This is a genomic window from Hyphomicrobium sp. (genome assembly GCF_036262015.1).
GTDB lineage: Bacteria > Pseudomonadota > Alphaproteobacteria > Rhizobiales > Hyphomicrobiaceae > Hyphomicrobium_C.
In genome coordinates, this window is the sequence record NZ_DATAJR010000009.1 from 15,715 (window position 1) to 38,964 (window position 23,250).

Annotated in this window: 19 protein-coding genes; 11 read left to right on the forward strand and 8 right to left on the reverse strand. The window is 59.7% G+C overall.

The genetic code is table 11. From position 1 onward, the window contains the following. Both VHO05_RS15655 and VHO05_RS15660 read right to left on the reverse strand, forming a co-directional pair. On the reverse strand, positions 1-2,256 hold the full coding sequence (locus VHO05_RS15655; protein WP_329647552.1) for an arginine/lysine/ornithine decarboxylase: 2,256 nt from the start codon (positions 2,254-2,256) through the stop codon (positions 1-3). Positions 2,257-2,379: 123 nt separating this feature from the next. Beyond that, a complete protein-coding gene (locus VHO05_RS15660) occupies positions 2,380-3,765 on the reverse strand; it encodes an amino acid permease (RefSeq protein ID WP_329647553.1) in 1,386 nt (461 codons plus the stop codon). Positions 3,766-3,970: 205 nt separating this feature from the next. Here VHO05_RS15660 and arcA point away from each other — a divergent pair, with 205 nt between their 5' ends. The 5 genes from arcA (at position 3,971) to VHO05_RS15685 (ending at position 8,982) form a co-directional block, all read left to right on the forward strand. After that, entirely contained in the window at positions 3,971-5,200 is a 1,230-nt protein-coding gene (gene arcA, locus VHO05_RS15665) for an arginine deiminase (protein ID WP_329647554.1), read from the forward strand. 30 nt (positions 5,201-5,230) lie between these two features. Next, positions 5,231-6,232 carry an ornithine carbamoyltransferase gene (locus VHO05_RS15670; RefSeq protein WP_329647555.1) on the forward strand — a complete coding sequence of 334 codons (1,002 nt, stop codon included), beginning with the start codon at positions 5,231-5,233 and terminating at the stop codon, positions 6,230-6,232. A gap of 4 nt (positions 6,233-6,236) precedes the next feature. Continuing rightward, positions 6,237-7,169 carry a carbamate kinase gene (gene arcC, locus VHO05_RS15675; protein WP_329647556.1) on the forward strand — a complete coding sequence of 311 codons (933 nt, stop codon included), beginning with the start codon at positions 6,237-6,239 and terminating at the stop codon, positions 7,167-7,169. Positions 7,170-7,282: 113 nt separating this feature from the next. Next, positions 7,283-7,963 (forward strand): hypothetical protein, encoded by a 681-nt coding sequence (locus VHO05_RS15680; RefSeq protein WP_329648180.1) that lies wholly within the window; start codon positions 7,283-7,285, stop codon positions 7,961-7,963. A gap of 350 nt (positions 7,964-8,313) precedes the next feature. Beyond that, entirely contained in the window at positions 8,314-8,982 is a 669-nt protein-coding gene (locus tag VHO05_RS15685) for a potassium channel family protein (RefSeq protein WP_329647557.1), read from the forward strand. Positions 8,983-9,356: 374 nt separating this feature from the next. On the opposite strand, the gene VHO05_RS15690 is transcribed toward VHO05_RS15685, so the two are convergent. From VHO05_RS15690 to VHO05_RS15705, 4 genes are all read right to left on the reverse strand, one after another. After that, a complete protein-coding gene (locus VHO05_RS15690; protein ID WP_329647558.1) occupies positions 9,357-10,619 on the reverse strand; it encodes a GGDEF domain-containing protein in 1,263 nt (420 codons plus the stop codon). Positions 10,620-10,923: 304 nt separating this feature from the next. Then, a complete protein-coding gene (locus VHO05_RS15695) occupies positions 10,924-11,181 on the reverse strand; it encodes a hypothetical protein (RefSeq protein ID WP_329647559.1) in 258 nt (85 codons plus the stop codon). A gap of 319 nt (positions 11,182-11,500) precedes the next feature. Then, on the reverse strand, positions 11,501-13,813 hold the full coding sequence (locus tag VHO05_RS15700; protein ID WP_329647560.1) for a TonB-dependent siderophore receptor: 2,313 nt from the start codon (positions 13,811-13,813) through the stop codon (positions 11,501-11,503). Positions 13,814-13,948: 135 nt separating this feature from the next. Continuing rightward, positions 13,949-14,938 carry an AraC family transcriptional regulator gene (locus tag VHO05_RS15705; RefSeq protein WP_329647561.1) on the reverse strand — a complete coding sequence of 330 codons (990 nt, stop codon included), beginning with the start codon at positions 14,936-14,938 and terminating at the stop codon, positions 13,949-13,951. A 270-nt stretch (positions 14,939-15,208) separates the two neighbouring features. Here VHO05_RS15705 and VHO05_RS15710 point away from each other — a divergent pair, with 270 nt between their 5' ends. After that, positions 15,209-16,366 carry a PepSY domain-containing protein gene (locus VHO05_RS15710; protein ID WP_329647562.1) on the forward strand — a complete coding sequence of 386 codons (1,158 nt, stop codon included), beginning with the start codon at positions 15,209-15,211 and terminating at the stop codon, positions 16,364-16,366. Next, positions 16,363-16,572, forward strand: coding sequence for a hypothetical protein (locus VHO05_RS15715; protein ID WP_329647563.1), 210 nt, complete (start codon positions 16,363-16,365; stop codon positions 16,570-16,572). The genes VHO05_RS15710 and VHO05_RS15715 overlap by 4 nt, the downstream gene beginning before the upstream one ends. 164 nt (positions 16,573-16,736) lie before the next feature. Here VHO05_RS15715 and VHO05_RS15720 read toward each other — a convergent pair whose 3' ends face one another. Next, positions 16,737-17,480, reverse strand: coding sequence for an SDR family oxidoreductase (locus VHO05_RS15720; RefSeq protein WP_329647564.1), 744 nt, complete (start codon positions 17,478-17,480; stop codon positions 16,737-16,739). A gap of 96 nt (positions 17,481-17,576) precedes the next feature. On the opposite strand from VHO05_RS15720, the gene VHO05_RS15725 reads away from it, so the two are divergent. Next, complete coding sequence (locus VHO05_RS15725; protein ID WP_329647565.1) at positions 17,577-18,488, forward strand: AraC family transcriptional regulator; 912 nt, start codon at positions 17,577-17,579, stop codon at positions 18,486-18,488. Positions 18,489-18,532: 44 nt separating this feature from the next. Here the strand turns inward: VHO05_RS15725 and VHO05_RS15730 are convergent, their stop codons facing one another. Continuing rightward, positions 18,533-18,943: a DUF2188 domain-containing protein gene (locus VHO05_RS15730; RefSeq protein WP_329647566.1), complete on the reverse strand. Its 411-nt coding sequence runs from the start codon at positions 18,941-18,943 to the stop codon at positions 18,533-18,535. A gap of 350 nt (positions 18,944-19,293) precedes the next feature. Between VHO05_RS15730 and kdpF the strand changes: the two genes are divergently transcribed. From kdpF to kdpB, 3 genes are read left to right on the forward strand one after another with little or no spacing between them, the layout of a single operon-like run. Next, a complete protein-coding gene (gene kdpF, locus VHO05_RS15735) occupies positions 19,294-19,383 on the forward strand; it encodes a K(+)-transporting ATPase subunit F (RefSeq protein WP_329647567.1) in 90 nt (29 codons plus the stop codon). A gap of 13 nt (positions 19,384-19,396) precedes the next feature. Continuing rightward, entirely contained in the window at positions 19,397-21,100 is a 1,704-nt protein-coding gene (gene kdpA / locus VHO05_RS15740; protein ID WP_329647568.1) for a potassium-transporting ATPase subunit KdpA, read from the forward strand. A gap of 24 nt (positions 21,101-21,124) precedes the next feature. Continuing rightward, on the forward strand, positions 21,125-23,242 hold the full coding sequence (kdpB, locus tag VHO05_RS15745; RefSeq protein WP_329647569.1) for a potassium-transporting ATPase subunit KdpB: 2,118 nt from the start codon (positions 21,125-21,127) through the stop codon (positions 23,240-23,242). The last annotated feature ends 8 nt before the right edge of the window (positions 23,243-23,250 follow it).

The following is a 23,250-nucleotide window of genomic DNA, read 5'->3' on the forward strand; positions in this document are numbered from 1 at the left end:
TCACCCGTCAGTAATGCAGTCGACCAGATAGCGCTTTGTCTCCCCTTCAATCTGGAAGCGAAGCCCGTGAATATCTGTCTCGAAGCCGGGGAACCTACGATCGAACTCGCGGGCATAGAGCAGGTAGTCCTGGATGGACTTGGTCGCTTGCGTTATGCGCTCGCCCGGCATGATAAGGGGAATTCCGGGCGGGTACGGTACAAGCATCACCGCCAGCGTGCGGCCCATGAGATTGTCGATCTCGACGGTCTCGACCTGCCCATGAACCAGCCTGTCGTACGCATCGGCTGGCCGCAGGGCCATCTCGGGAAGCGTCGTGTACATCTCCCGCTGGGCTCTCGGCACGTTGTCTTGACGGTAAACTTGATGAATCTGCTCGCAGAGCTCCCTGAGACCTATCTGGCCGTAGACTTCCGGATGCGCGGCTGCCAGTGCCGGCAGCGCTCGATTGAGCGGCGCGTTGGAATCGTAAAGGTCTTTGAAATTGATGAGCTCTGTAACGAGCGTGCTCCATTTTCCCTTCGTGATGCCCAGCGAGAACAGGACGAGGATCGAGTAGAGACCCGTCTTCTCGATCTCGATGCGCCTGGACGATAGGAACTTGGTGAGCACGGCAGCAGGAATGCCAAACTCCTGCATGCTGCCGGTCGGGGAGAGGCCGGGCGTCAGGATAGTGACTTTGATCGGGTCGACCAGGACGTGGTTCTCGGCAAGGTTCTCAAATCCATGCCAGCTGTCGCCCGGGCGCAGTACCCATTTCGACCGATCCTGGGACGGCGCACTGGCCATCGACTCCGGCTGCCAGACGTCGAACCACCAAGTACCCTTATCCAGCTGCTGCTTTACGGCCGTCATAGCGCGGCGGAAGCCGATCGCCTCGTCCAGCGTTTCCTGCACCAGCGCTCTGCCGGCCGGCTGCTCCATCATCGCAGCCGCGACGTCGCAAGAGGCAATGATGCCGTACTGAGGTGACGTCGAGGTGTGCATCATGAAAGCGTCGTTGAAGCGCGTCATGTCCATGCGCTTCTCTTCGCTATTCTGGATGTGAATCATCGACGCCTGCGAAAGGGCGGCGAGAAGCTTGTGGGTCGATTGTGTGGCGAACGTTATCGAGTGTTGCGACCTCGACTGATATCTGGACGAGATTCCGTGATAGCCGTCGTAGAACTCGTGGAAGTTCGCATAGGCGTACCAGGCTTCGTCAAAATGCAGGACATCCACTGCGTCCCCAAGCTGGGCCTTGATCGCGTCGATGTTGTAGCAAAGGCCGTCATAGGTCGAATTCGTCAACACCATCAGACGGACATGACCGTCTGTCTTCTGGGCATACGGGCTGTCGGCGATCTTCCGCTTGATCGATTCCGCTGTGAACTGGTCCTTAGAAATCGGACCGATAATGCCGAGACCATTGCGTGATGGAACGAGGTAAATCGGCGTAGCGCCGGTCATGATCAGGGCGTGAAGGATCGACTTGTGACAATTGCGGTCGCACAGCACCAAGTCGCCTTTCCCGACCATGCCGTGCCAGACGATCTTGTTGGCCGTCGATGTGCCGCCGACCACGAACAGCGTCTCGTCGGCCCCGAAGATGCGGGCGGCGTTTCGCTCGCCTTCGGCGATGGGACCGGTGTGGTCCAGCAGAGAGCCGAGCTTTCCAACCGACACTGAGATGTCCGACCGCAACGTGTTCTCGCCGAAGAACTCGTAGAACATCTGCCCGACCGGGCTCTTGCGAAACGCCACGCCACCACCATGTCCAGGCGTGTGCCAGGAATAGCTGGCCTGCAGCGTGTACTCCATGAGCGACTTGAACATCGGCGGTGGAAGCCGATCGAGGTAAAGCTGTGCGGATCGTGCAATTACCCGTGCGAGAAACTCGGGAGAGTCTTCGTAGAGACGCATGAAAGCGTTTGCGTGCTTGAGCACATTCGCCGGCACCATCTCAGCGGTGCTCTTATTTCCGAACAGGAAAATAGGCAGTCGATCGTTCCGCTCTCGCTTCGCGGAAAGAATTGCCTCCAGTAGTTTCCAGCGTTCGGGATTGTCTCCGGCGCCGTCCACACTGACAATCCAGCAGGATTCGCTATTAAAAACGTTTACCAGTTGGCGTGCGTCGTCATAGCTGACGCCGCCAACTACTCGAAAACCTTCCTTTTCGATTGCGTCCGCCAATTGGTGCATACCAATGCCGGCGGCATTTTGCGACCCGAAAACGTCGTCGATAATCGCAACTGGGAAAGCTTTTGCAAAGAGCATGGGACGAACTCCCAAACAATGCAGTGGGATTGTCGCCTGCCAGTACAATCGCGCCGAATAGCTATCGCATCAAGCGTCAATCGCTACACGGACGATAAAAAAATCGAAAATGTTCCATCGTGTTTAATTCAGAACGCTTTTGTTGCTGGCTCGCGACGGTGAGATGGGGTGGACGCCTTCCGCGAGGTCAGACGTTTGAGCGAGCGATTGCTGGCGTCGCTGCCATACAAAAACGGGGATGCCAAGCACGAGGAGTACCACGCCATAAAGCACTGGTTCCGCGCCGCAGCCGTAGAGCGTGAAAAGCGCGAAGACAAAGGCGACAAGTTCCACAAGGGTCAGCCTGGGGATCGCACGAGTGCCAGTCGTCCGAGCCGCAACAAGGCCTGGTGCGAGCGAGCAGAAGGCATAAGGAACGACGGCGGCCATAGTGCTAAGGCCGACTACGAGATTGTAGAAGGATGAAAAGCCAGGCGATCCCGCAGCTTGTAGGAGGACCAGCAGTGTCGCGAGCACCGCTGATAGGATGATGCCGGTTGCTGGCACTCCTTGCTGTGAAAGCCGACTGAAGACCGGCGGAAAGAGACCGTCGCGCGACGCCGCCATAGGTACCTGTCCCATAAGCAGCGTCCAACCGTTGAGGGCGCCAATTGACGATAGGATAACTGCTATTGAAACGCCGACGGCGGCCCAGGGTCCCCACATTATCAATGCCGCATCGGAGAATGGCGCAACGGATTTTACCAGCTGGTCTCTGGGGATAACCCCCATCACAACCACTGTGCCAAGTACGTACAATATTGCTGCGATCGAGATGCCAAGGATGGTTGATAGCGGGATCACGTGCTTTGCGTTCTCAACGTCGTCTGCAGGTACCGTGGCGGACTCCAACCCTAGGAATGCGAACATCGTTAGGGGCGCGAGAGCCGCGCTGGCCGCAATTAGTGATTGGCCGCTGGGATTAAACTCGGTGAAGTGCGCAGGGTTGACGTACAGGAGGCCGACGAGCGCTATGGCAGCGAAGGGAACGAGCTTGGAATAGGTCGTAATCTCAGCAAAGAGGCCAGCACTTTTCACGCCTCGAAGATTGATAAGAACGACCGCCCATATGGCGCCTAACGTCAGAACGACTGCCATCGTTCGGTTCTGAAGGGCCGGGAGAAGCTCCATGACGGCGCCTGCAAAGGCGATCGCAATGACCGGCAGCGATGCCCAAATGGAGATCCAATAACCCCACGCGATCAGGAACCCCGTGAAATCACCGTAGGCAGTTCGAGTGTAAGCATATGGTCCGCCCGCTGCAGGGGCCAAGCGGGCAAGCTTTGCGAATGTGAGGCCAAGGCAAATCGCTCCCGCACCCATGACAATCCAGGCGAGGACTGCAAGATTGCCGTACGGCGCTACGGCAGCTGGTGAGAGATAGAAGCCGGATCCCACCATGTTGCCCACGACGATCGCGGTACACGCGGCAACTCCGAGGCTTTTTCCTTTGCCGGGACCGGTACTCATGGGGCGCATCCTTGACGCCCATTAGGGCTATCAATGTAATTTCTTGCGCAATGACGTGCTTTAACACATATCATGACATTACATTTTTGCCGCCAAAGTAATTCGCGAAACACTGTAAATTGCGCTGCACCGCGGCAGGTATTTGGACTCTTTATTGAAAGTCCGCCCAACGCGTGCCCAGGGCAGCCTGAACGGCGCGAAACACATGAAAAAGAATTTCGGTGTTCACTCTGAGGTGGGCAAGCTGAAGACCGTCATGGTCTGCAGGCCAGGACTAGCGCATCAAAGGCTCACGCCGGGCAATTGCCACGATCTGCTCTTCGACGACGTGCTTTGGGTCGACCAAGCCCAAAAGGACCACGCAGACTTTGTGCAGAATATGCGAGCCCGCGGCGTGGAGGTTCTCGAGCTGCACGAGATGTTGGCCGAGACGATGAGCATTCCAGAGGCACGAGCGTGGGTGCTTGATCGGCGCATCACCCCCAACGGCGTGGGCGAGGTTCTTTCCCGCGTAATCCGCCCTTGGCTGGACGAACTACCGCCCACAAATCTGGCCGACCATCTGGTTGGTGGCATTGCGATGGAAGATCTGCCCAAAAGCGAGAGTTCAGCATTGTTGCTCGAAGTTCTTGGCGGCACCTCATTCCTGATCCCCCCGCTCCCCAACACTCTTTTCCAGCGCGATCCCTCCTGCTGGATCTATGACGCGGTAACCTGCAATCCGATGTATTGGCCGGCGAGGGAGCCGGAGACCCTGCTGCAACGGGCGATCTACAAGTTCCACCCGCGCTTCAAGGGCGCAGGCTTCAACATCGTTTACGGAGACTCGGACGAAGATACCGCCAGCGCGAGCCTCGAAGGCGGCGACGTGATGCCCGTAGGCAAGGGCAACGTCTTTGTAGGCATGGGCGAGCGGACGACGCATCAAGCGGTCGGCCAGCTGGCGCAGGCGCTGTTCGACCACGGCCTGGCAACGCGCATCGTTGCATGCGTGATGCCTAAGAGCCGGGCCGCGATGCATCTCGACACTGTGTTCACGTTCTGTGACCGTGATATTTGCACTGTCTTCCGTGAGGTCATCGACCAAGTCCAGTGCTACAGCATTTACCCCAACGGTAAGGGTGGCTTCGAAGTTCGCCCTGATCGCAAGCCGCTTCTCGACATCGTGAAGGAGGTACTTGGCCTCAAAACGCTTCACGCTATTGAAACCGGTGGCAACGCCTGGCAGGCGGAACGCGAGCAATGGGATGACGGAAATAACGTCGTCGCGCTCGAGCCCGGGGTCGTCGTGGCATACGACCGCAACGTCTATACTAACGGACTGTTCAAAAACGCTGGCATTGAGGTGGTCACCGTGCGCGGCTCGGAGCTTGGCCGAGGTCGGGGCGGCGGCCATTGCATGACCTGTCCGATCTGGCGCGAACCCGCTTACTGAGCCTCGCTGAGTGTTTGGGAGAGTAGACCGATGGCCTTCAACCTGCGCAACCGTTCCCTATTGACCGTTCAGGATTTTACGCAACGGGAGTTCATCTACCTCCTGGATCTCGCGCGCGATCTGAAACGCGCGAAGTACGCTCGGACAGAACAGCAGCACATGAAGGGCAAGCAGATTGTCCTCATCTTCGAGAAGACTTCGACACGCACGCGATGCGCATTCGAGGTGGCGTGTCATGACCAAGGCGCCCACGTGACTTATCTCGATCCGTCCGGATCGCAGATTGGTCACAAGGAATCTGTGAAGGATACCGCCAGGGTCCTCGGTCGCATGTACGATGCAATCGAGTTTCGCGGCTACTCGCAGGATGCTGTCGAGGACTTGGCCAAATTCGCAGGCGTGCCCGTGTTCAACGGTCTGACGGACGAGTATCACCCTACGCAAATGGTCGCCGACGTCCTTACCATGCGGGAGTACACTGACAAGCCGCTACATGAGATCAGGTACGCGTTCGTTGGTGACACACGCTCGAACATGGGTCACTCGCTAATGATCGTCGGATGCCTTGTCGGCATGGACGTCCGCATTTGCGGTCCAAAATCGCTGTGGCCGACGCAGGAGTTCATCGACATTGCGCGCAGTCTCGAAGAAAAGTCCGGCGCCAAACTCACCATCACCGATGACCCCAAAAAAGCTGTCGCGGGAGTGGACTTTGTTCACACGGATGTCTGGGTATCCATGGGTGAACCTAAGGAGGTATGGGCGGAGCGGATCAAGCTGCTGGAGCCTTATCAAGTGAACGTGGACTTGATGAAGCAGACAGGGAACCCACGCGCAAAGTTCATGCATTGCCTCCCCGCGTTCCACGATCTGGAAACGAAAGTCGGCAGGGACATTCATGAGAAGTTTGGATTGAGCTCGATGGAAGTGACGGAGGAGGTCTTCGGCTCCGAACTCAACATTGCGTTCGAGCAGGCCGAAAACCGTATGCACACCATCAAGGCTATCTTGGTCGCGACGCTCGGAGATTAGCATCATGCGCATCGTGGTGGCCCTGGGCGGGAATGCCTTGTTGCGTCGAGGCGAGCCAATGACTGCCGACGCTCAGCGCGCGAACGTCGTGGTAGCCGCAAAAGCTCTCGCCGCCATACACCCGGGCAACGAACTGGTTGTCACGCACGGCAATGGTCCGCAGGTCGGGCTCTTGGCATTGCAGGGTGCAGCCTACAAGGCCGACGAAGTCTATCCGCTCGACGTCCTCGGGGCTGAGACGGAAGGTATGATCGGATACATGATCGAGCAGGAACTGGGCAATCTGCTGCCGTTTGAGGTTCCGTTTGCAACCTTGCTGACCATGGTCGAAGTCGATCCCGATGATCCGGGATTCAAAAACCCGACGAAGTTCATCGGGCCGGTGTACAGCGAGAAGGACGCACAACGGCTCAAGGCAGACAAGGGTTGGACCATGAAAAAAGACGGCGACAAGTGGCGTCGCGTTGTCGCCTCGCCTCAGCCAAAGCGCATTTTCGAAGTCCGCCCCATGCGCTGGCTGCTTGAGCGCGGAACCGTCGTGATCGCTGCGGGCGGCGGGGGCATTCCTACTGTCTACGAGCCCGGCCGCAAACTTCGTGGTATCGAGGCCGTGATCGACAAGGATTTCTGCTCGGAGCTGCTCGCGCGAGAGCTCGATGCCGACTTCTTCATCATGGCGACAGACGCGGATGCGGTTTTTCTTGACTGGGGGAAGCCCTCCGCAAAGGCGATCCGGCGCGCAGATCCCGCTGCAATGCGCTCATACGAATTTCCCGCGGGGTCCATGGGCCCAAAAGTCGAGGCGGCGTGCCGCTTCGCAGATAGCACGGGAAAGCAAGCTGCCATCGGCGCTCTAAAAGATCTCCCATTGATCTTGAAGGGTCAGGCTGGGACCACGATTACCACCACGGCGCATGGCGCCGAATACGCACCCTAATCCCAGCGGATCCCTCCGACTGAGGGTCGTTGGCCCCGTAGAACGATGATCTTGGGAAATGGTAGTTCTTGCTCGTGAGCACGCGTGAAAGACCACAGTGAGAGCGTCACGTGATGAGAGACGCGGCGAGCGAACAGAAAGTCGTCACCAGTGTCGGCCTAAGAACGCCTAAGGCCGGAGCCGTTGCCGGAATTGTGTTCTCTATTCTTCTCGTCATTATCCTCTGGCTATTGCGGAATGCTATCCCGCCGGCCCCGCTGGAATCAGCGGCATGGGTGGACGCAAAGTCCGGAGCACTCACCCTTGCGCTGAACCTAGTGCCGTTCGCAGGTATCGCGTTCTTATGGTTCCTCGGCGCGCTGCGCGACCGGCTGGGCGATTTGGAGGATAAGTTTTTTGCCACCGTCTTCTTGGGAAGCGGGCTCTTGTTTCTGGCAATGCTGTTCGCCGCAGCGGCAATATTGGGTGCGCTCATTCTTACCCTTGCCTTATACCCCGGGGAGGCAAACAGCGCGACGACATCCCATTTTGCCCGTGCCGTTGCGTATATCATCATGAATGTGTACGCGATCAAAATGGCTGCAGTGTTCATGATCTCAACATCAACTGTCGTCATCTACACTGCGATTGCGCCCCGCTGGATCGCGATGATCGGATTCCTGCTTGCGATTTTCCTTCTGTTCGGCAGCCACTTCACAAAGTGGAGCTTTATGATGTTGCCTCTCTGGGTTTGCCTGATCAGCCTCTACATTTTGCTTCACAAATTTCATCGACTGCCTCATGCCAATCCGTAGGCTTGGCCTCAGCGGCGGGAGTGGGTTGTCTCTATCGATTGGCCGCGCAGGGTCGGGATCGTTGAGAGACCCAGGTCGTGTGTTCGACACATCTACGACTAACCGCTCCAAAAATGCCGGATTCTAGCGCACCTCTGGATCTTGGCGCAGTAGGTTCGTCCAACCGAGCAGTTTGTGAGCCCGCGGGACAGTGCTACAAGGACGTTTCGACAATGACTTGTCGGTTCCAACGACAGATGTCGGCCATTTGCCAACGAAACCGCACCCTCCTACAGTCTGGCAATTGGCATTCTGAAATTCGCAACTGCAGGCGCGTCGCGGCCAAGCGCCAGTCAATCTGGATGCTGACGATGATCACGCGCCTTGTCGCTTTCCCTGTCAAACATCCATCCGCCGCGCTTCTGTTTGTCCAGATCTTGGGCATCCTAGTTTATGCGCTGATGGAAGACACGTCGACGGGGCGGGCGTTGTTTGGCGTTGTCGGCCTGTTCGTGCTCGGTGCGGCGCTCTATGTCGTGAAGCGCGGTCCTTGGCTGACGGGCTTCGCTATTGCGCTCGCCCTACCCGTTGTTGTCCTTTCCGTCTGGCAGATATTCGACCCCGATCCCCGTAGAATGGTCGTCATGGCCGCCCTCGAGGCCGTGTTCTACTTTTACGCCGCGGGCAGCTTGATTGCCTACATGCTCGAGGACGAATTCGCCTCCGTTGACGAGCTGTTCGCCGCCGGGGCGACGTTTACGCTGCTGGCGTGGGCATTCGCCTATGTTTACGTGGTGTGTCAGGCCTTGCTGCCTGGGAGTTTTGGCGCCTATGAGGGCCTAGGCAATCCGCGAACGTGGATGGAACTTCTCTTCCTGAGTTTCACGACACTGTCTGGTGTCGGGCTTGGCGACATCGTACCTGTCCAGCCGATGGCCCGTGCCCTTGTCATGATCGAGGAATTTACCGGTGTGATGTACCTCGCCTTGGTCGTGTCGCGGTTGATTGCGATGTCTGCAACGAAACGAACGAAACGGTGAGCCCGTGCCGGGGACCCGCGGGGGCGACTCGGTCCCAATAACAGACGTCACGCACTCGGACGTTAGGCCATTCCCCGTCGACGCAATTCTGGTCCGCTACTGGAGGTGCAGTCGACGTTCTGTGCGGGCTTTCGCCAATCAAATCGCGCACAGTTCCGCAAGTAGGTGGCGCTTGGTGGCTTCAAGCTTGTGGTTTCGCAGGACGCTGATGTCGTTGGCGGCGCGCGGCTCCTGGGCTGGACATTTCGTTGTGATGGACCGGTGCAGGCTGGAGAGCCGTTCTCACCAGGACACCTTCCGTTTCAGGTCAACCCTTCCTTCGGGTGAACGAAGGTTCCAAGCTCACGCGCAGGACGGTGAAGCTCTAGCACACTTTATCGAGGCAACGCGCTGAGTTCCGAAGCATCGCAGACTCTGTTCCTGCCGAGTGCCTTGGCCCGATAGAGCGCTTGATCCGCCCGTTTTAGCAACACTGCAAATTCACGCGCATCGATGGGAAAGCTCGCAATTCCGACACTGACGGTCACCGATTGTTCAAGCTCGGGGTGGGGACTGCGTTCCACGGCTGCACGCACGCGCTCCGCCAGTGTTTGCGCGTCCAGGGGGGATTCAGGACAGAGCAGCACGAACTCCTCGCCGCCAAAACGGAACAGTTCATCGTCATCCCGCTTCACCGCGGCAATCGTCTCGGCGACGCTACGCAGCACACGGTCACCAACAAGGTGACCAAAGTTGTCATTGATGCTCTTGAAATGATCGACATCGATCATCATCAGGCTCACCGCCAATCCCGAACGTGATGCAACCCGGAGCATCGCGGGTCCTTTGGCGTCAAGTTGTCCGCGATTCTGCAACCCCGTCAGAGGGTCCTTACCCACGCGCGCTACCAACTTCTCGTAGTGGTGCCGATAGGTCAGCCGGTCGAAAATATCCCCCGTTGTGTGCGTCTCACTGCGGAGTTCGCCGCGCTCAACAAACGTTAAATAGGCCGATACCATGAGGGTGAAGAAGACCGCAGCGCCAATCTTTGCAATCCACCCGCCGTAGAACGCCGAAATCGGCACGCCCGTCACGTACTGCAGGCCAGCATAGAAAAAAAACTGGTCGAAGCTCAAAACAATGGCCAAGCTTATAAACATACGACCTGGAACGGTGTTCGTCACAACCGCGCCCAAACGCTCGTAGATCAGCACCAAGGCTATGAGGTCGATGAAGAGCAGGCCCGTGCCCCAAATCATGAGCAGGCCGATTTGGTCAATGAACTGGAGGTCTGAATTATAGCCGGGCAGCCCCGCCGGGTCGCCGTGAAGGCGTAGGATCAACGCCAACACCACCATAAGGAGGTTGCCAACCAAAAGCCCGTACACGGGCTGGCGCATGCTCTCCGCGTCTTCCTTGATGTAAAGAAGCAGAAAAAAAGCGAGCTTGCCCGTGAACATCACGGTTGAGCCGGGCGAAATCAGGCCGAACGGAAGCTCTATGAAATAGACGGCAGCAAGATAAGTCTCGAGAAAATGTATAGCGCCGATGACGCAGAAGAAGACGCCAATGCCGATAGTCTTCCTCTTGTAGAAGATGTAGGCCAAGCCGACGAAGTAGACGATGGCCTGCCCAAGCAGCAGCAAAAACCCAGACATGTCGTCGCCCCCCTAGATGGCCAACCACCCTAGCCTCACGCGGTCGCCACTTCTCATAAACTCTCAAGAGAATCAACGCCGGGATAACACCTCCCTCCGTCGTCTTCAAAGCCGGCGTGGGGCACGATGCTCCTAGCCAAGATATTTCCTAAACAGCGATGAGGCCGTGCCAATGGGGCTTCCTGCAGCCGTTCCCGAAGGATTAATGGATTCGGATATCTGGTGCGTGGGTGCCCGCGGAGCTCCAGCATCTGGAAAAGCGGAGCAAGGTCACGATCTCGACCAATACGCTTGTCTCAGCAGCTCAATGCAGAGTGGGGCCCGGTATCGTGGTCAGCGACACGTCGGCGTAGGTTTCATGCATGAAGTGCATGAAGGAATCCGCGGTGGGTGAGGGGTGCTTTGCGGAGAATGCGATGTAGTGCCCCTCAAGCCAAGATTCGTAAGGCAATCCGAGATCGAGCGTGAGCAGGGAATAGGCAAAGTATCGTCTGAGGGTGGCGATGTGGTCAGGGGCGAGTGTGCCGATGTCGGCGAGGGATGGCAGTTTCGTGCTCTTCATTGCAACCATTCTGGATCAATACGCATATCCTGCAAACAATACGGTAATAGTATACAAAGCGGAAGGTGCTGATTTGACGCGCGCACTCTTCGACGGGGCGCTCGAGCTAGGTGTCTGCTTTGCGCTGGGTATGCTTGGGCCGAACGCGTCGAAGATGGCGTGCGCTGCTTGCGTTGGATCGCGCGAAAGTCAGAGGCCGGAAGGGAACAGTGCCGCTTTCCGCCTTCAGCCCCATTGCCTGAGAGCGGTTGGGGCGGTCATGCCGCCCCAACCGGAACGCCGAGATCCAAAGCCGGCATCGGAACAGTGCAGGCTGCTCCTACTTCCACGAATATTTGAGCGTGCCCAAGACTGTGCGACCGGCGCCGAGACCGCAGTACGCCAATCCCGACTGACAGGACGCCACATAGTATTCGTCTTCGAGATTGGTCGCGTTGATCTGCGCATGCCATCCGTCGAGCTTCGGATCGAGGTAAGCGAAGTCGTAGCTCGCGGTTGCATCGAGCACCGTGTAGGACGGAATATAGATGTTGTTGGCCTGGTCGCCGTAGTTTTCGCCGACGTAGCGCACGCCACCGCCGATGCCGAAACCGGCGAGCGGCCCGTCGAACCACGTGTACTTCGCCCACAAGGACGCCTGATCGAGGTTCACGTTTGGCACATAGTTGCCAGTGAAGCCGGCGCTGCTCTTGGTGATCTCGGGATCGAGCTTGCTGTAGCCGCCGACGATCTCCAGCTCGCGGGTGACGTTGCCGCGCACCTCGAACTCGAAACCGCGGACACGCGCTTCATCGGTCTGAACATAGTAAAGGCCAACAGGGGTCAGAATGTCCTGCTGAAGGATGTCGAACAATGCAGCCGTGAACATCAGGTTCGTGCCGTTCGGCATGAACTTGAGGCCGACCTCCTTGCCCTCGCCCGTCGTGGGCTCGAACGTGTTTTTGCTACTGTCGGCGCCGGAATTTGGCACAAACGACGTCGAATAGCTGATGTAGGGCGCAAGACCGAAGTCGAACAGATAGCTCAGCCCGACGCGGCCGGTTTGGGCGGAATCTTTCCGCTCATAGTCACCCTTCGGCGGAAAGAGACCGCTGCTCGTCGTCTCCACAGTCGTCCAGTCCTGACGTCCCGACAGTGACAGCGTCCAGCGATCGAGCTTGATCTGATCCTGGAGATAGAGGCCCGTCTGCTCGAGGTCGCTTTCGACGTCCAGGAAGGCTGCGAGATCGCCGCGTGATGGGATCGGCAATGCACCGTATACGGGATTGAACACGTCGATCGGCCGATAGTCTCCCATGTCGTTTGCGAGCAGGCTCGTGTTGGAACTCCGCGTCCGCTGATAGTCGAGACCGGCCAGCAGCGTGTGCTTCAGAGGGCCGGTCGTGAAATCGGCCTGCAGCTGGTTGTCGACGGCGAAGTTGCTCGCATCCGCATCGACGTAGATCGGCGTACGATAAAACAGGGTTCCTACAAGAAAATCACCGCGCATCGACTGCATGTCCTGCGTGATGTCGAAGTATCGCAGGTTTTGCCGGAACTCGAGGCCGGGCTGAAAGCGATGCTCGAACTCGTAGCCGATCGACCATTGCTCGAGGTCGTACTTGTCGAAACCGGGCTCGCCGAGGTAACGGCTTCGAGGGATGCGACCGTACGGGCTCGATAACAGCGTCACCTGCCCGGGGACGTACTGCTGATAGCCGGCGTTGTCGATCTTCTGGTACTGCGAAAGGACGGTGAGGCTGGTGGCGGTGTCCATGCGCCACGTCACACTCGGGGCGATGAACAGCTTGTTGTTCTCCTGGTAGTCGACCTCGGTGTCACTCTCGCGCGCGAGACCGACCACGCGATAAAGCAGGTTCGGATTGGTCGAGACCGGACCGCCCACGTCGAACGCGCCCTCCAGCCGATCGAACGAGCCGGTTGTGCCCACGACCTCGAAATGCGGCGTATCGAGCGGACGCTTGCTGACCATATTGATCAGGCCGCCCGGATCGGACTGGCCGTAGAGGCCGGATGAAGGCCCTTTCAGCACTTCAAGACGTTCGAGGCCGTAGGTCTCGATGCGTGGGACGGCGAAGGCGGCTGAATCGGTCGGGAGACGGAGGCCGTCGAGGTATTGCGGCGCCGTGAAGCCGCGGATCTTTATGGAGTCGAAGAACACGTTCGACCCGAAACCGTCGAGGGAGACGCCCGGTGTGTAGCGGAGCGCCTCGTTGACGGTCCTTGCCTGCTGGTCGCTGATCTGATCCTGAGTGATGACTGAGATCGACTGCGGTATTTCGAGAAGAGGTGTGTCGGTCTTAGTTCCCGTAGCGCTGACTTTCGCTGAGTAACCGTTGACGGGACCTTTGCCAGTCTCGGCCGATGCGCCGTTTGCGTCGGGAGCCGTCTCGCCGACGACGGGGGCCGCGGACGCGGCGGGCTGGACAGTGGGTGTCTTCTTTTTCGCGGCGGCTTTCTTGGGCTTCGCGGCGCTGCTCTCGACCACGACGGGAGGCAACGGCACGGCTTCGCTTCCTTCTTGCGCGGCGGATTGGGCGAGGACCGGTGAAGGGCTCACGAGCGAAGATGTTATTGCCATAAGCGCAATGGCGAGTGTCGACGCGCGCGCACGCGAAGTCCCGGACGACATGTAGTTCCCCCAGATTCTTTCAAAACTCTATCAACATTTCTCACATGGTGGATCGGGAGGGCGCCATGACTTCCGCTATTGCGAAAATCGAAAAGACTATCGCGATAAGAAATTTAGAGCGGCTCAAAACATGAGCTACGTTCCATTGCGTGGGATGTCGTGCCCCGGGGTATGGCCGAAATGCCGGCGATAAGCGGCCGTGAAGGCCGAGGGGCTGACGAAGCCGACGCGATAGCCGGCCTCGGCGACGGTGAGGTGATGTTCACGCAATAGCACGCGAGCCATCTCAAGCCGCTGCATGCGCACGTATCCGAAGATCGTGGTGCCGAAGACGATCTTGAAGTTGGCTTGCAGGGTCGTCAGATTGACGCCCACCAGCTTCGTCAGGTCGAGGATTTTCGGGGGCGCGACCAGATTGGCATCGAGAATGTCGCGCGCCTCCATGACGCGATGATAGTGCCGCTTGCCGATGGCGGTGACCATCCTGCGTTCATGTGCGAGAAGCTCGGCGATCTCGATCACAAACGACAGCGTGTTGCTCTCGAGAAAGAGTTCCCCGAGTTGATCGCCGTAAGGGTGCTCGAGGTTGCGGCGTGCGATGTCGACCACCTTGGGCGAGCGGGGCAGCGACTCGAAGCGAAAGTCCCCGTGTGCGAAATCCCGCAGGGCGGCGAGGCCGTCGGACCGGATGTTCTCGCCGAACCGCTCGAAGAACACCGGCTTGATCACGAAGCCTGACGCACGACTGCGGTGGGACATCATGCCCGTGAGTTGAAAGCGGGTCCGCTCGCGAAAGCCGAAAAGCGCGGGGCGCTCCGCGTGCCGCGTGATAGGCCCGTATCCGAAGACATCCATCGTCTCCGGGCCGCCCTCCAGCAGAACCCCGCACATGACCGCCGGCTCTGCCTCGCTTTGAATGCTTTCGCTCGTCAGGTACGTGATGTCGTCGGCGGCCGCCCGCAGTCCCGGCTGCACCTCCTGGCTCACCAACCGGCCCGAAAATAGCGGCGTCTCCACGAGACCCGACGGCGGCGTCACAAGCGTGACGCCGAGCGCCTGATCCGTCGCGATGCGGATCAGTTCGGATGGCGTGAATCCCTCCTGCGAATGAATGCGGCGCAGCATCCCCATATCCAGGCTCCCTGCCGGTCAAGAAGACACCATCTCCGAAGCTTGTCTCCGATTAGTATACTGTAATAGTAATGTATTCAACCCCGTCGTGGGGTGCCGTGGCTGGGGGGCTGCAGGGGCCACAGCCACGCCGGGATTTTCTTTCGCAACAGCAAAGTTTGATCGGGCGATAGCCCCAAGATTTGCAGCGCCGCCCCGGGTGTGGGATTTCCGGACCGGTCCGGCGTTCATGGTCGGCAAGGGGTGACGAGAGGGAGATTGCCATTGACCGCCCGCGCCGTGCGCATCTGGTACAAGGTGCATCGCTGGACGAGCATCGTATCGACCGGATTTCTTCTGATGCTGTGCATCACCGGCCTGCCGCTCGTATTCTATCACGACATCCTGCATTGGCAGCACGCCGACCTCGAACCGCCCGCCATGGCTGCAGGCACGCCTGCAGCGCCGCTGACGGCCGTGGAGGCGGCCGCGCGCACCCGGCATCCGAGCCTGGTGATCCCCTTCATATCCTGGGATGAGGACGACCCGAACCTGCTGTTCGTGGGGATGGCGGAGGCCTACGACTCGCCACCGGAAACGTTCAAGCTGCTGGCTGTCGATGCGCGGACTGCCAAAATTCTCGGCGAGCCGAACTTGACCGAAGGCGTCATGTACATTCTGCGCACGCTGCACGTCGATATGTTCGCGGGAATACCGGGAAAATTGTTTCTTGGCGTAATGGGCCTTCTCCTGATCGTCGCCATCGTGTCAGGCGTCGTTCTGTATGCCCCCTTCATGCGCCGCCTCGACTTCGGCACGGTCCGTCAAAATCGCGGCCGGCGCATCAAATGGCTCGACCTGCACAATCTGTTGGGCATCGTGACGCTTGCCTGGCTCACTGTCGTCGGCGCAACCGGCGTCATCAACACCTGGGCGGACTCGATCTTCAAGATCTGGCAGTTCGGACAGCTCGCCGACATGATCGCGCCCTACAAGGATTTGCCGGCGCCGCAAAAGCCGGTCAGCGTCGACGTAGCCTATCAAGCCGCGATGAAGGCCGCGCCTGAGGGCCGGGTTCCGTCGTTCATGACCTATCCCGGCACCCTATTTTCGGGCAGGCACCACTACGGCATCTTTCTTCGCGGAGAAGAGCACGTCACGGCCAAGCTGCTGACGCCCGTGCTGATCGACGCTCAGTCCGGCCAGCTTACCGACATGCGCCGCATGCCCTGGTACGTGGACGCGCTGTTTGTTTCGCAGCCGCTCCACTTCGGAGACTACGGCGGCTTGCCGATGAAGATCCTGTGGGTGATCCTCGATCTCATCTCGATCGCCGTGCTCGTCACGGGGCTCTATCTGTTCTTTACCCGCCGCAGGACAGCCGAAGAGCAGCTGGGTCTTGCGGTCAATGACAGAAAACTGGAGCCCGCGCCGGCCTCATGACAACCTCTCCGCCTCCTCGCGCCAGGGCCGCCGAACGCTCGCTCTGGCGCATTTTTGCCGCGCCTATCCTGATTGCGCTAGTGAGTCTGGTTGGACTGATCTCCGCCCTCGTCGCAGATGGACCGATGGATGTTCTCGCCTGGGTTGGGCTGGGTGTGCCTGTGGCGGTATGCGCGTGGTTCGTCATGTTTGGAAAAGTGACCTGACCGCTTGGCTCTCCCGGCTATAGCCCGTCCATTGTGCAGTGGCCTTCGGCCGCAAGAACCCAGTAGCGGGGTCGCGTCGCTCCAGGTCCTCGGCGCGGACGGCCATGTGGCACGTCCGCGGCCGAGATCGAGGCTGAATTGAAATCACTGACCAATCGCGCGGATTAGCTCGCTTGCGCCAGTGCCACAGGATCGGGGCCTGCAGGATACCTCAGCCGTACGGACGTATCGTGGGCGGCGAACCAGACGACCTCCGCCACATCGCGCTCCGTGGTGACTGCGGCGGGCTGGCCGAAAGCGGCGAGGATCGACTGGGCGTACGGCGCATAGGTTTCAGGGATCGTTTCCTGGATTGGTGTTTGCACGTTCTGCGTGAAACGTGTCGACGGTCCATAGCCGGGCTCGACCAGCTTGACGCGAATACCGAAGCCGGCGAGCTCATGCGCGAGCGATCCGGTAAAGCCTTCGATGGCGGTCTTGCTGGCCGTATACGCCGCGACAAGCGGCATCGGGGCCAGCGTGGCGCTCGACGTCACGTTGACGATGACGCCGGACCGGCGTGCGCGGAATTGCGGAAGCACCGCTTGCGTCATCGCCATCGCGCCGAAGGTGTTGGTCTCGAACAGATTGCGGACGACCGACATGGGTGTCGCCTCGAAGGCTCCAAACATGCCGATGCCGGCGTTGTTGACGAGCACGTCGATCGGACCGCTGGCTTCGAGAGCTGCAGCAACGCTCTGGGGTTTCGTGACGTCGAGCGCCAGGACGCGCAGGCGGTCGGCAGCCGGCAGGATGCCTGCGCGCGGCGTGCGCATCGTCGCGATCACGTTCCAGCCTTGAGCGTGGAAATGGCGCGCGGTTTCCAGGCCATATCCCGAAGAGCATCCGGTGATCAGTACGGTCTTCATCGTCGTTCCTCCTTGTTTGAACGACGCGGACGATAGACGGTGACTTCCGGACGATCTGCAATTGATGGTCCGGATTTCGTTTGCTAGCGTCCGGAAATGGTTGATCCCCTCTCGGAAGTCATCGCGCTGCTGCGGCCGCGCACCGTCTTCTCCAAAATCATCAGCGGAGCCGGCCGCTGGGCCGTGCGCTATTCCGACTTTGGCCAACCAAGCTTTTGCACGGTGCTGGACGGGAGTTGCCGTCTGACCGTCGATGGACAGGAGCCTCTGACGCTCGAAGCGGGAGATTTCTTGCTCCTACCAAGGACGCCCGGCTTTGTCCTATCGGGCTTTGAGCTGGCGCGGGCGAAGCTGATCGATCCCAAGGTGTCGCCAGCGCCTGCGCACGAAGTCCGCCATGGCACACCCGACGGCGATCCTGACGTCCGGTTGCTCGGAGGATCCTTCATCTTCGACAAGAGTGACACCGATCTCCTGGTCTCGCTGCTGCCGGAGGTGGTCCACGTACGCGGCGTGGACAGGCTCTCCACGCTCGTGCGTCTCGTTCGCGAAGAAGCAATCGCTGAGCGACCCGGTCGCGATCTGGTCCTGGGTCGTCTCGTTGAAGTGATGATGATCGAGGCGCTGCGCACGATCCGGGGTGAGACGGCACCCGTCGGGCTCTTGCGCGGTCTCGCCGACACACGCCTTGCGATCGCTATACGGGAGATGCATGCCGATCCCGCACGCGCCTGGACGGTCGAGGAGCTTGCCAAGAAGGCCGCGTTCTCGCGATCGGCCTTCTTCGATCGCTTTTCGGGTGCTGTCGGCGTTCCACCGATGGAGTATCTCCTCGGTTGGCGCATGACGCTCGCCAAGGATCTCTTGCGCCAACAAGAGATCAGCCTCGCTGAGGTTGCGGAACGGGTTGGCTATAGCTCGGCGAGCACCTTCAGCACCGCATTCAGCCGATTTGTCGGGGAACCTCCGAGCCGCTTTGCCCGCGCGGGTCTCGCAAACGGTTTATAGGGCGCGTTCCCGATGACCATATCCGGCGTCGCTGCATGCTCGCGCTAAGCCGCTCGCCTGGGTTCAGGGCCGCCCAATTCAAGACCATCCGGTTCGTGGATGATCGTGAAGTTTCCGTCCGGACTTTCATCGCGAGCGTATTTGATTGCGGCCTGCCGCGTACGAAACAATCCCGCTTTGCGCCCCGCGCTCTCGCGAATGACCCACCAGCCGGCTGCATTCAGACCGAGGCGAAAGCAGTCCGCAACGTTTCCGCGGCCCTCATTTTTGGTTGATGCACGATCCGTCAGATACGGAGACATGGCACGGCGTCCTTTCGAGACGTTTCCACGTCGCCAAGCATGGGCGTTCTGGTCATTTGGGTTCCAGAGCAGCGGAAGGGCGATTGCATATAGAGCGCATAAGCGGTGAGCGATTCTTGCGTGTCTTCGATTTGTCTGGCGCTCATGATCCATCGTCTTGTTCGATCACGATGCAGCGGCCTTCGCCGTTGCACGAACGATCGCTCCCGATAGGGCCGAATCTCGAACCGGCTGTGCGCGGGATCGCGAGCGGGCCGCGCTGGGTCCCGCCGATCTTTATGGAATTCCTATAAGGACGCCGCCGCCCGGGTCTCGATTTTATATGCGCTTCAACCCTAGTTGAGCGCATCGAGGTTTCGCCGCGTCACTCCAAGGTGATGCGCGTTTCCTCCGACTAAGGAGCATTCCATGTTGGACATCATTCTGATCGCGGCGGCCCTCGGCTTCTTTGGTGTCTCCGTCGCCTACGCCTTCGGGTGCGATCGGCTTTAAGGAGCATCCCAATGTTTGTTGACTATCTGCTTGGGGGCGCCGTTACGGCGTTTCTCCTTGCCTATCTCGTCTACGCCCTGTTGCGGCCCGAGCGGTTCTGAGAGGCCTCATCCCATGACACTCAATGGTTGGTTACAAATCGCACTGTTCTGCGCCGCCGTGCTCGTACTCGTGAAGCCGCTGGGCTGGTACATGACACGCGTGTTTGGTGGCGAACGTACATTTCTTTCGCCAGTGCTGAGGCCCGTCGAAGTTGGCCTCTATCGCGTCGGTGGTGTTGACGAAAAGCGGGAGCAGCACTGGCTGACCTACACAGTTTCCATGCTGCTGTTTCAGGTCGGCGGCTTTCTTATTCTTTACTCGCTGCTCAGGCTTCAGGGCGGGCTACCGCTAAATCCCGCCGGCATGTCAGCCGTAGCGCCTGATCTTTCGTTCAACACCGCCGTCAGCTTCCTGACCAACACCAACTGGCAGAACTACGGCGGAGAAAGCACGCTGTCCTACCTCGCCCAGATGCTGGGCCTGACGCACCAGAACTTCCTTTCCGCTGCAACCGGCATCGTGTTGGCAATGGCGTTGATCCGCGGCTTTTCGCGCGCGTCAGCCAAAACCGTCGGCAACTTCTGGGTCGATATCACGCGCGCCACGCTTTACGTCCTGCTGCCGATCTCGATCGTCTGTGCCTTGTTCTTCGTCTGGCAGGGCATCCCGCAGACTCTTGGGCCCTATGTCGAGGCGACGACGCTCGAGGGGGCCAAGCAGACCATCGCGGTCGGCCCGGTTGCGTCGCAGATCGCCATCAAGATGCTTGGCACCAACGGTGGCGGCTTCTTCAACGCCAACGCCGCGCATCCCTTTGAGAACCCGACTGCGCTCTCCAACTTCGTGCAGATGCTCTCCATCTTCGCCATCGGTGCCGCCTTGACCAACGTCTTCGGCCGCATGGTCGGCGATCAGCGTCAGGGTTGGGCCATCCTCGGCGTCATGGGCGTGCTGTTCGTCGCTGGCGTGACGGCCGCCTATTGGGCGGAAGCGCACGGCAATGACGCTTTCACGGCGCTCGGCCTCACGGGTGGCAACATGGAAGGCAAGGAGGTTCGCTTCGGCATCGTCGCTTCGGCGCTGTTCGCCGTCGTCACGACCGCGGCCTCGTGCGGTGCCGTCAATGCCATGCATGACAGCTTCACAGCGCTGGGTGGCATGATTCCGCTCATCAACATGCAGCTCGGCGAAGTCATCATCGGCGGTGTCGGCGCTGGTCTCTACGGCATGCTGCTCTTCGTCATCCTGTCGGTGTTCGTCGCTGGATTAATGGTGGGCCGCACGCCCGAGTATGTCGGCAAGAAGATTGAGGCGAAGGAGGTCAAGATGGCCATGCTCGCCATTCTTGTTCTGCCGCTGATGTATCTCGGCTGGACCGCGGTTGCGACCGTGCTCCCGACGGCGGTGGCTTCCATTGCCAACCCCGGTCCGCACGGCTTCTCCGAGATCCTCTACGCCTTCACCTCGGCGACGGCCAACAACGGCTCGGCCTTCGGCGGCCTCACGGGCAATACGTTCTTCTACAACCTTACGCTCGCGATTTCGATGCTGGTCGGACGGTTCTGGATGATCATCCCGGCCATGGCCATCGCCGGTTCGTTGGCGGCCAAGAAGACGCATCCCGCTTCCGCCGGCACGTTCCCGACGCACGGCGGGCTCTTCGTCGGCCTCGTCGTCGGCGTGATCCTGATCGTTGGCGGCCTCACGTTCTTTCCTGCTCTCGCGCTCGGACCCATCGTCGAGCACATCGCGATGACGCAGGGCACACTCTTTTAATCGGACCTCTCCGGAGCTACGGAAATGGATACCTCTACACTCAGCACGCGGCGCAATGCTTCGACGCTGATCGATCCCAAGATCCTTGTTCCCGCGATCGGATCGTCGTTCGCCAAGCTCGATCCGCGCGTGATGGTGAAGAACCCCGTCATGTTCGTGGTCGAGGTGGTGGCGGCGCTGACAACGGTGCTGTTCATCCGCGACCTGGCGACAGGCGGCGAGAACCTTGCCTTCACGTTCCAGATCATTCTGTGGCTGTGGTTTACGGTGCTGTTTGCCAACTTCGCCGAAGCTGTCGCCGAAGGACGCGGCAAGGCGCAGGCAGATTCGCTCCGCCGCTCGCGTACGGAGACGCAGGCAAAACTGCTCGCAGACCCCGATGGCAAGACCTACGAAACTGTGCCGGGTACTACCCTCAAGGTCGGTGACGTGGTGCTGGTCGAAGCCGGTGACACCATCCCATCCGACGGCGAGGTGATCGAAGGTATCGCCTCGGTCAACGAGGCGGCGATCACGGGCGAATCCGCGCCTGTGATCCGTGAATCCGGTGGCGATCGCTCGGCCGTCACGGGTGGCACTCAGGTGCTCTCGGACTGGATCCGGGTGCGTATCACGGCGGCCCCCGGTTCGACGTTCCTCGACCGAATGATCAAGCTGGTCGAAGGCGCGGAACGGCAGAAGACCCCGAACGAGATTGCGCTCAACATCCTGCTCGCGGGCATGACCATTATCTTCGTGTTTGCGACGGCGACGATCCCGAGCTTCGTCACGTATGCTGGCGGCGCCGTTTCCGTCGTCGCGCTCGTGGCTCTGTTCGTCACGCTCATCCCGACGACGATCGGTGCGCTGCTCTCCGCCATCGGCATTGCCGGCATGGACAGGCTCGTGCGCTTCAACGTGCTTGCCATGTCGGGTCGCGCCGTCGAGGCTTCGGGTGACGTCGACACGCTGCTTCTCGACAAAACCGGCACCATCACGCTTGGCAACCGCCAGGCCACCGAGTTCCGGCCTCTACGCGGCGTGTCTGAGCAAGACCTCGCCGATGCGGCTCAGCTCGCCTCGCTCGCGGACGAGACGCCGGAAGGCCGGTCGATCGTGGTGCTGGCGAAAGACAAGTACGGTATCCGCGGCCGCGATCTCGCCGAGCTCAACGCCAACTTTATTCCCTTTACCGCGCAGAGCCGCATGAGCGGCGTTGAGGTGGCCGGGTCGTGGGTGCGCAAAGGCGCGGTCGACTCGATCCTGAAGTTCTTGAACGGTCCCGTGAGCTACGGTTCGACGGCCTCGTCGGCGGCGACCGTTCTTCAAGCGGCGGTCAGCCCTGACACCGTGCGCGAGATCAACGCCATTGCCGACGACATTTCGCGCTCCGGAGGCACGCCTCTGGCCGTTGCAAAAGACGGCCGCCTGCTTGGCGTCATTTATCTCAAGGACATCGTCAAAGGCGGCATCCGGGAGCGCTTCGCGGAACTGCGCCGCATGGGCATCCGCACGGTGATGATCACGGGCGACAATCCGATGACGGCCGCTGCTATTGCCGCAGAGGCTGGCGTGGATGATTTCCTGGCCCAGGCCACGCCCGAGAACAAGCTGTCGCTCATCCGCCAGGAGCAGGCGAAAGGCAAGCTTGTGGCCATGTGCGGCGACGGCACCAACGACGCGCCGGCGCTGGCTCAGGCCGACGTGGGCGTCGCAATGAACACCGGCACGCAAGCGGCGCGCGAAGCCGGCAACATGGTCGATCTCGATTCGAACCCAACCAAACTCATCGAAATTGTGGCCATCGGCAAACAGCTCCTGATGACGCGCGGCGCGTTGACGACGTTCTCCATCGCCAACGACGTTGCCAAGTACTTCGCCATCATCCCGGCGATGTTCCTGGCCTTCTACCCGCAACTTCAGGTGCTGAACATCATGGGCCTGTCGACGCCTCAGAGCGCGATTCTGTCGGCAATCATCTTCAATGCGCTGATCATTGTCGCCTTGATCCCGCTCGCGCTGAAAGGCGTCGCCTACCGGCCCATCGGCGCCGCTGCGTTGCTGCGCCGAAACCTGCTCATCTACGGTCTCGGTGGCGTCATTGTGCCGTTTATCGGCATCAAGGCCATCGACCTCGTCGTTACCGCTTTGCACCTCGCATAAGGAGAGAG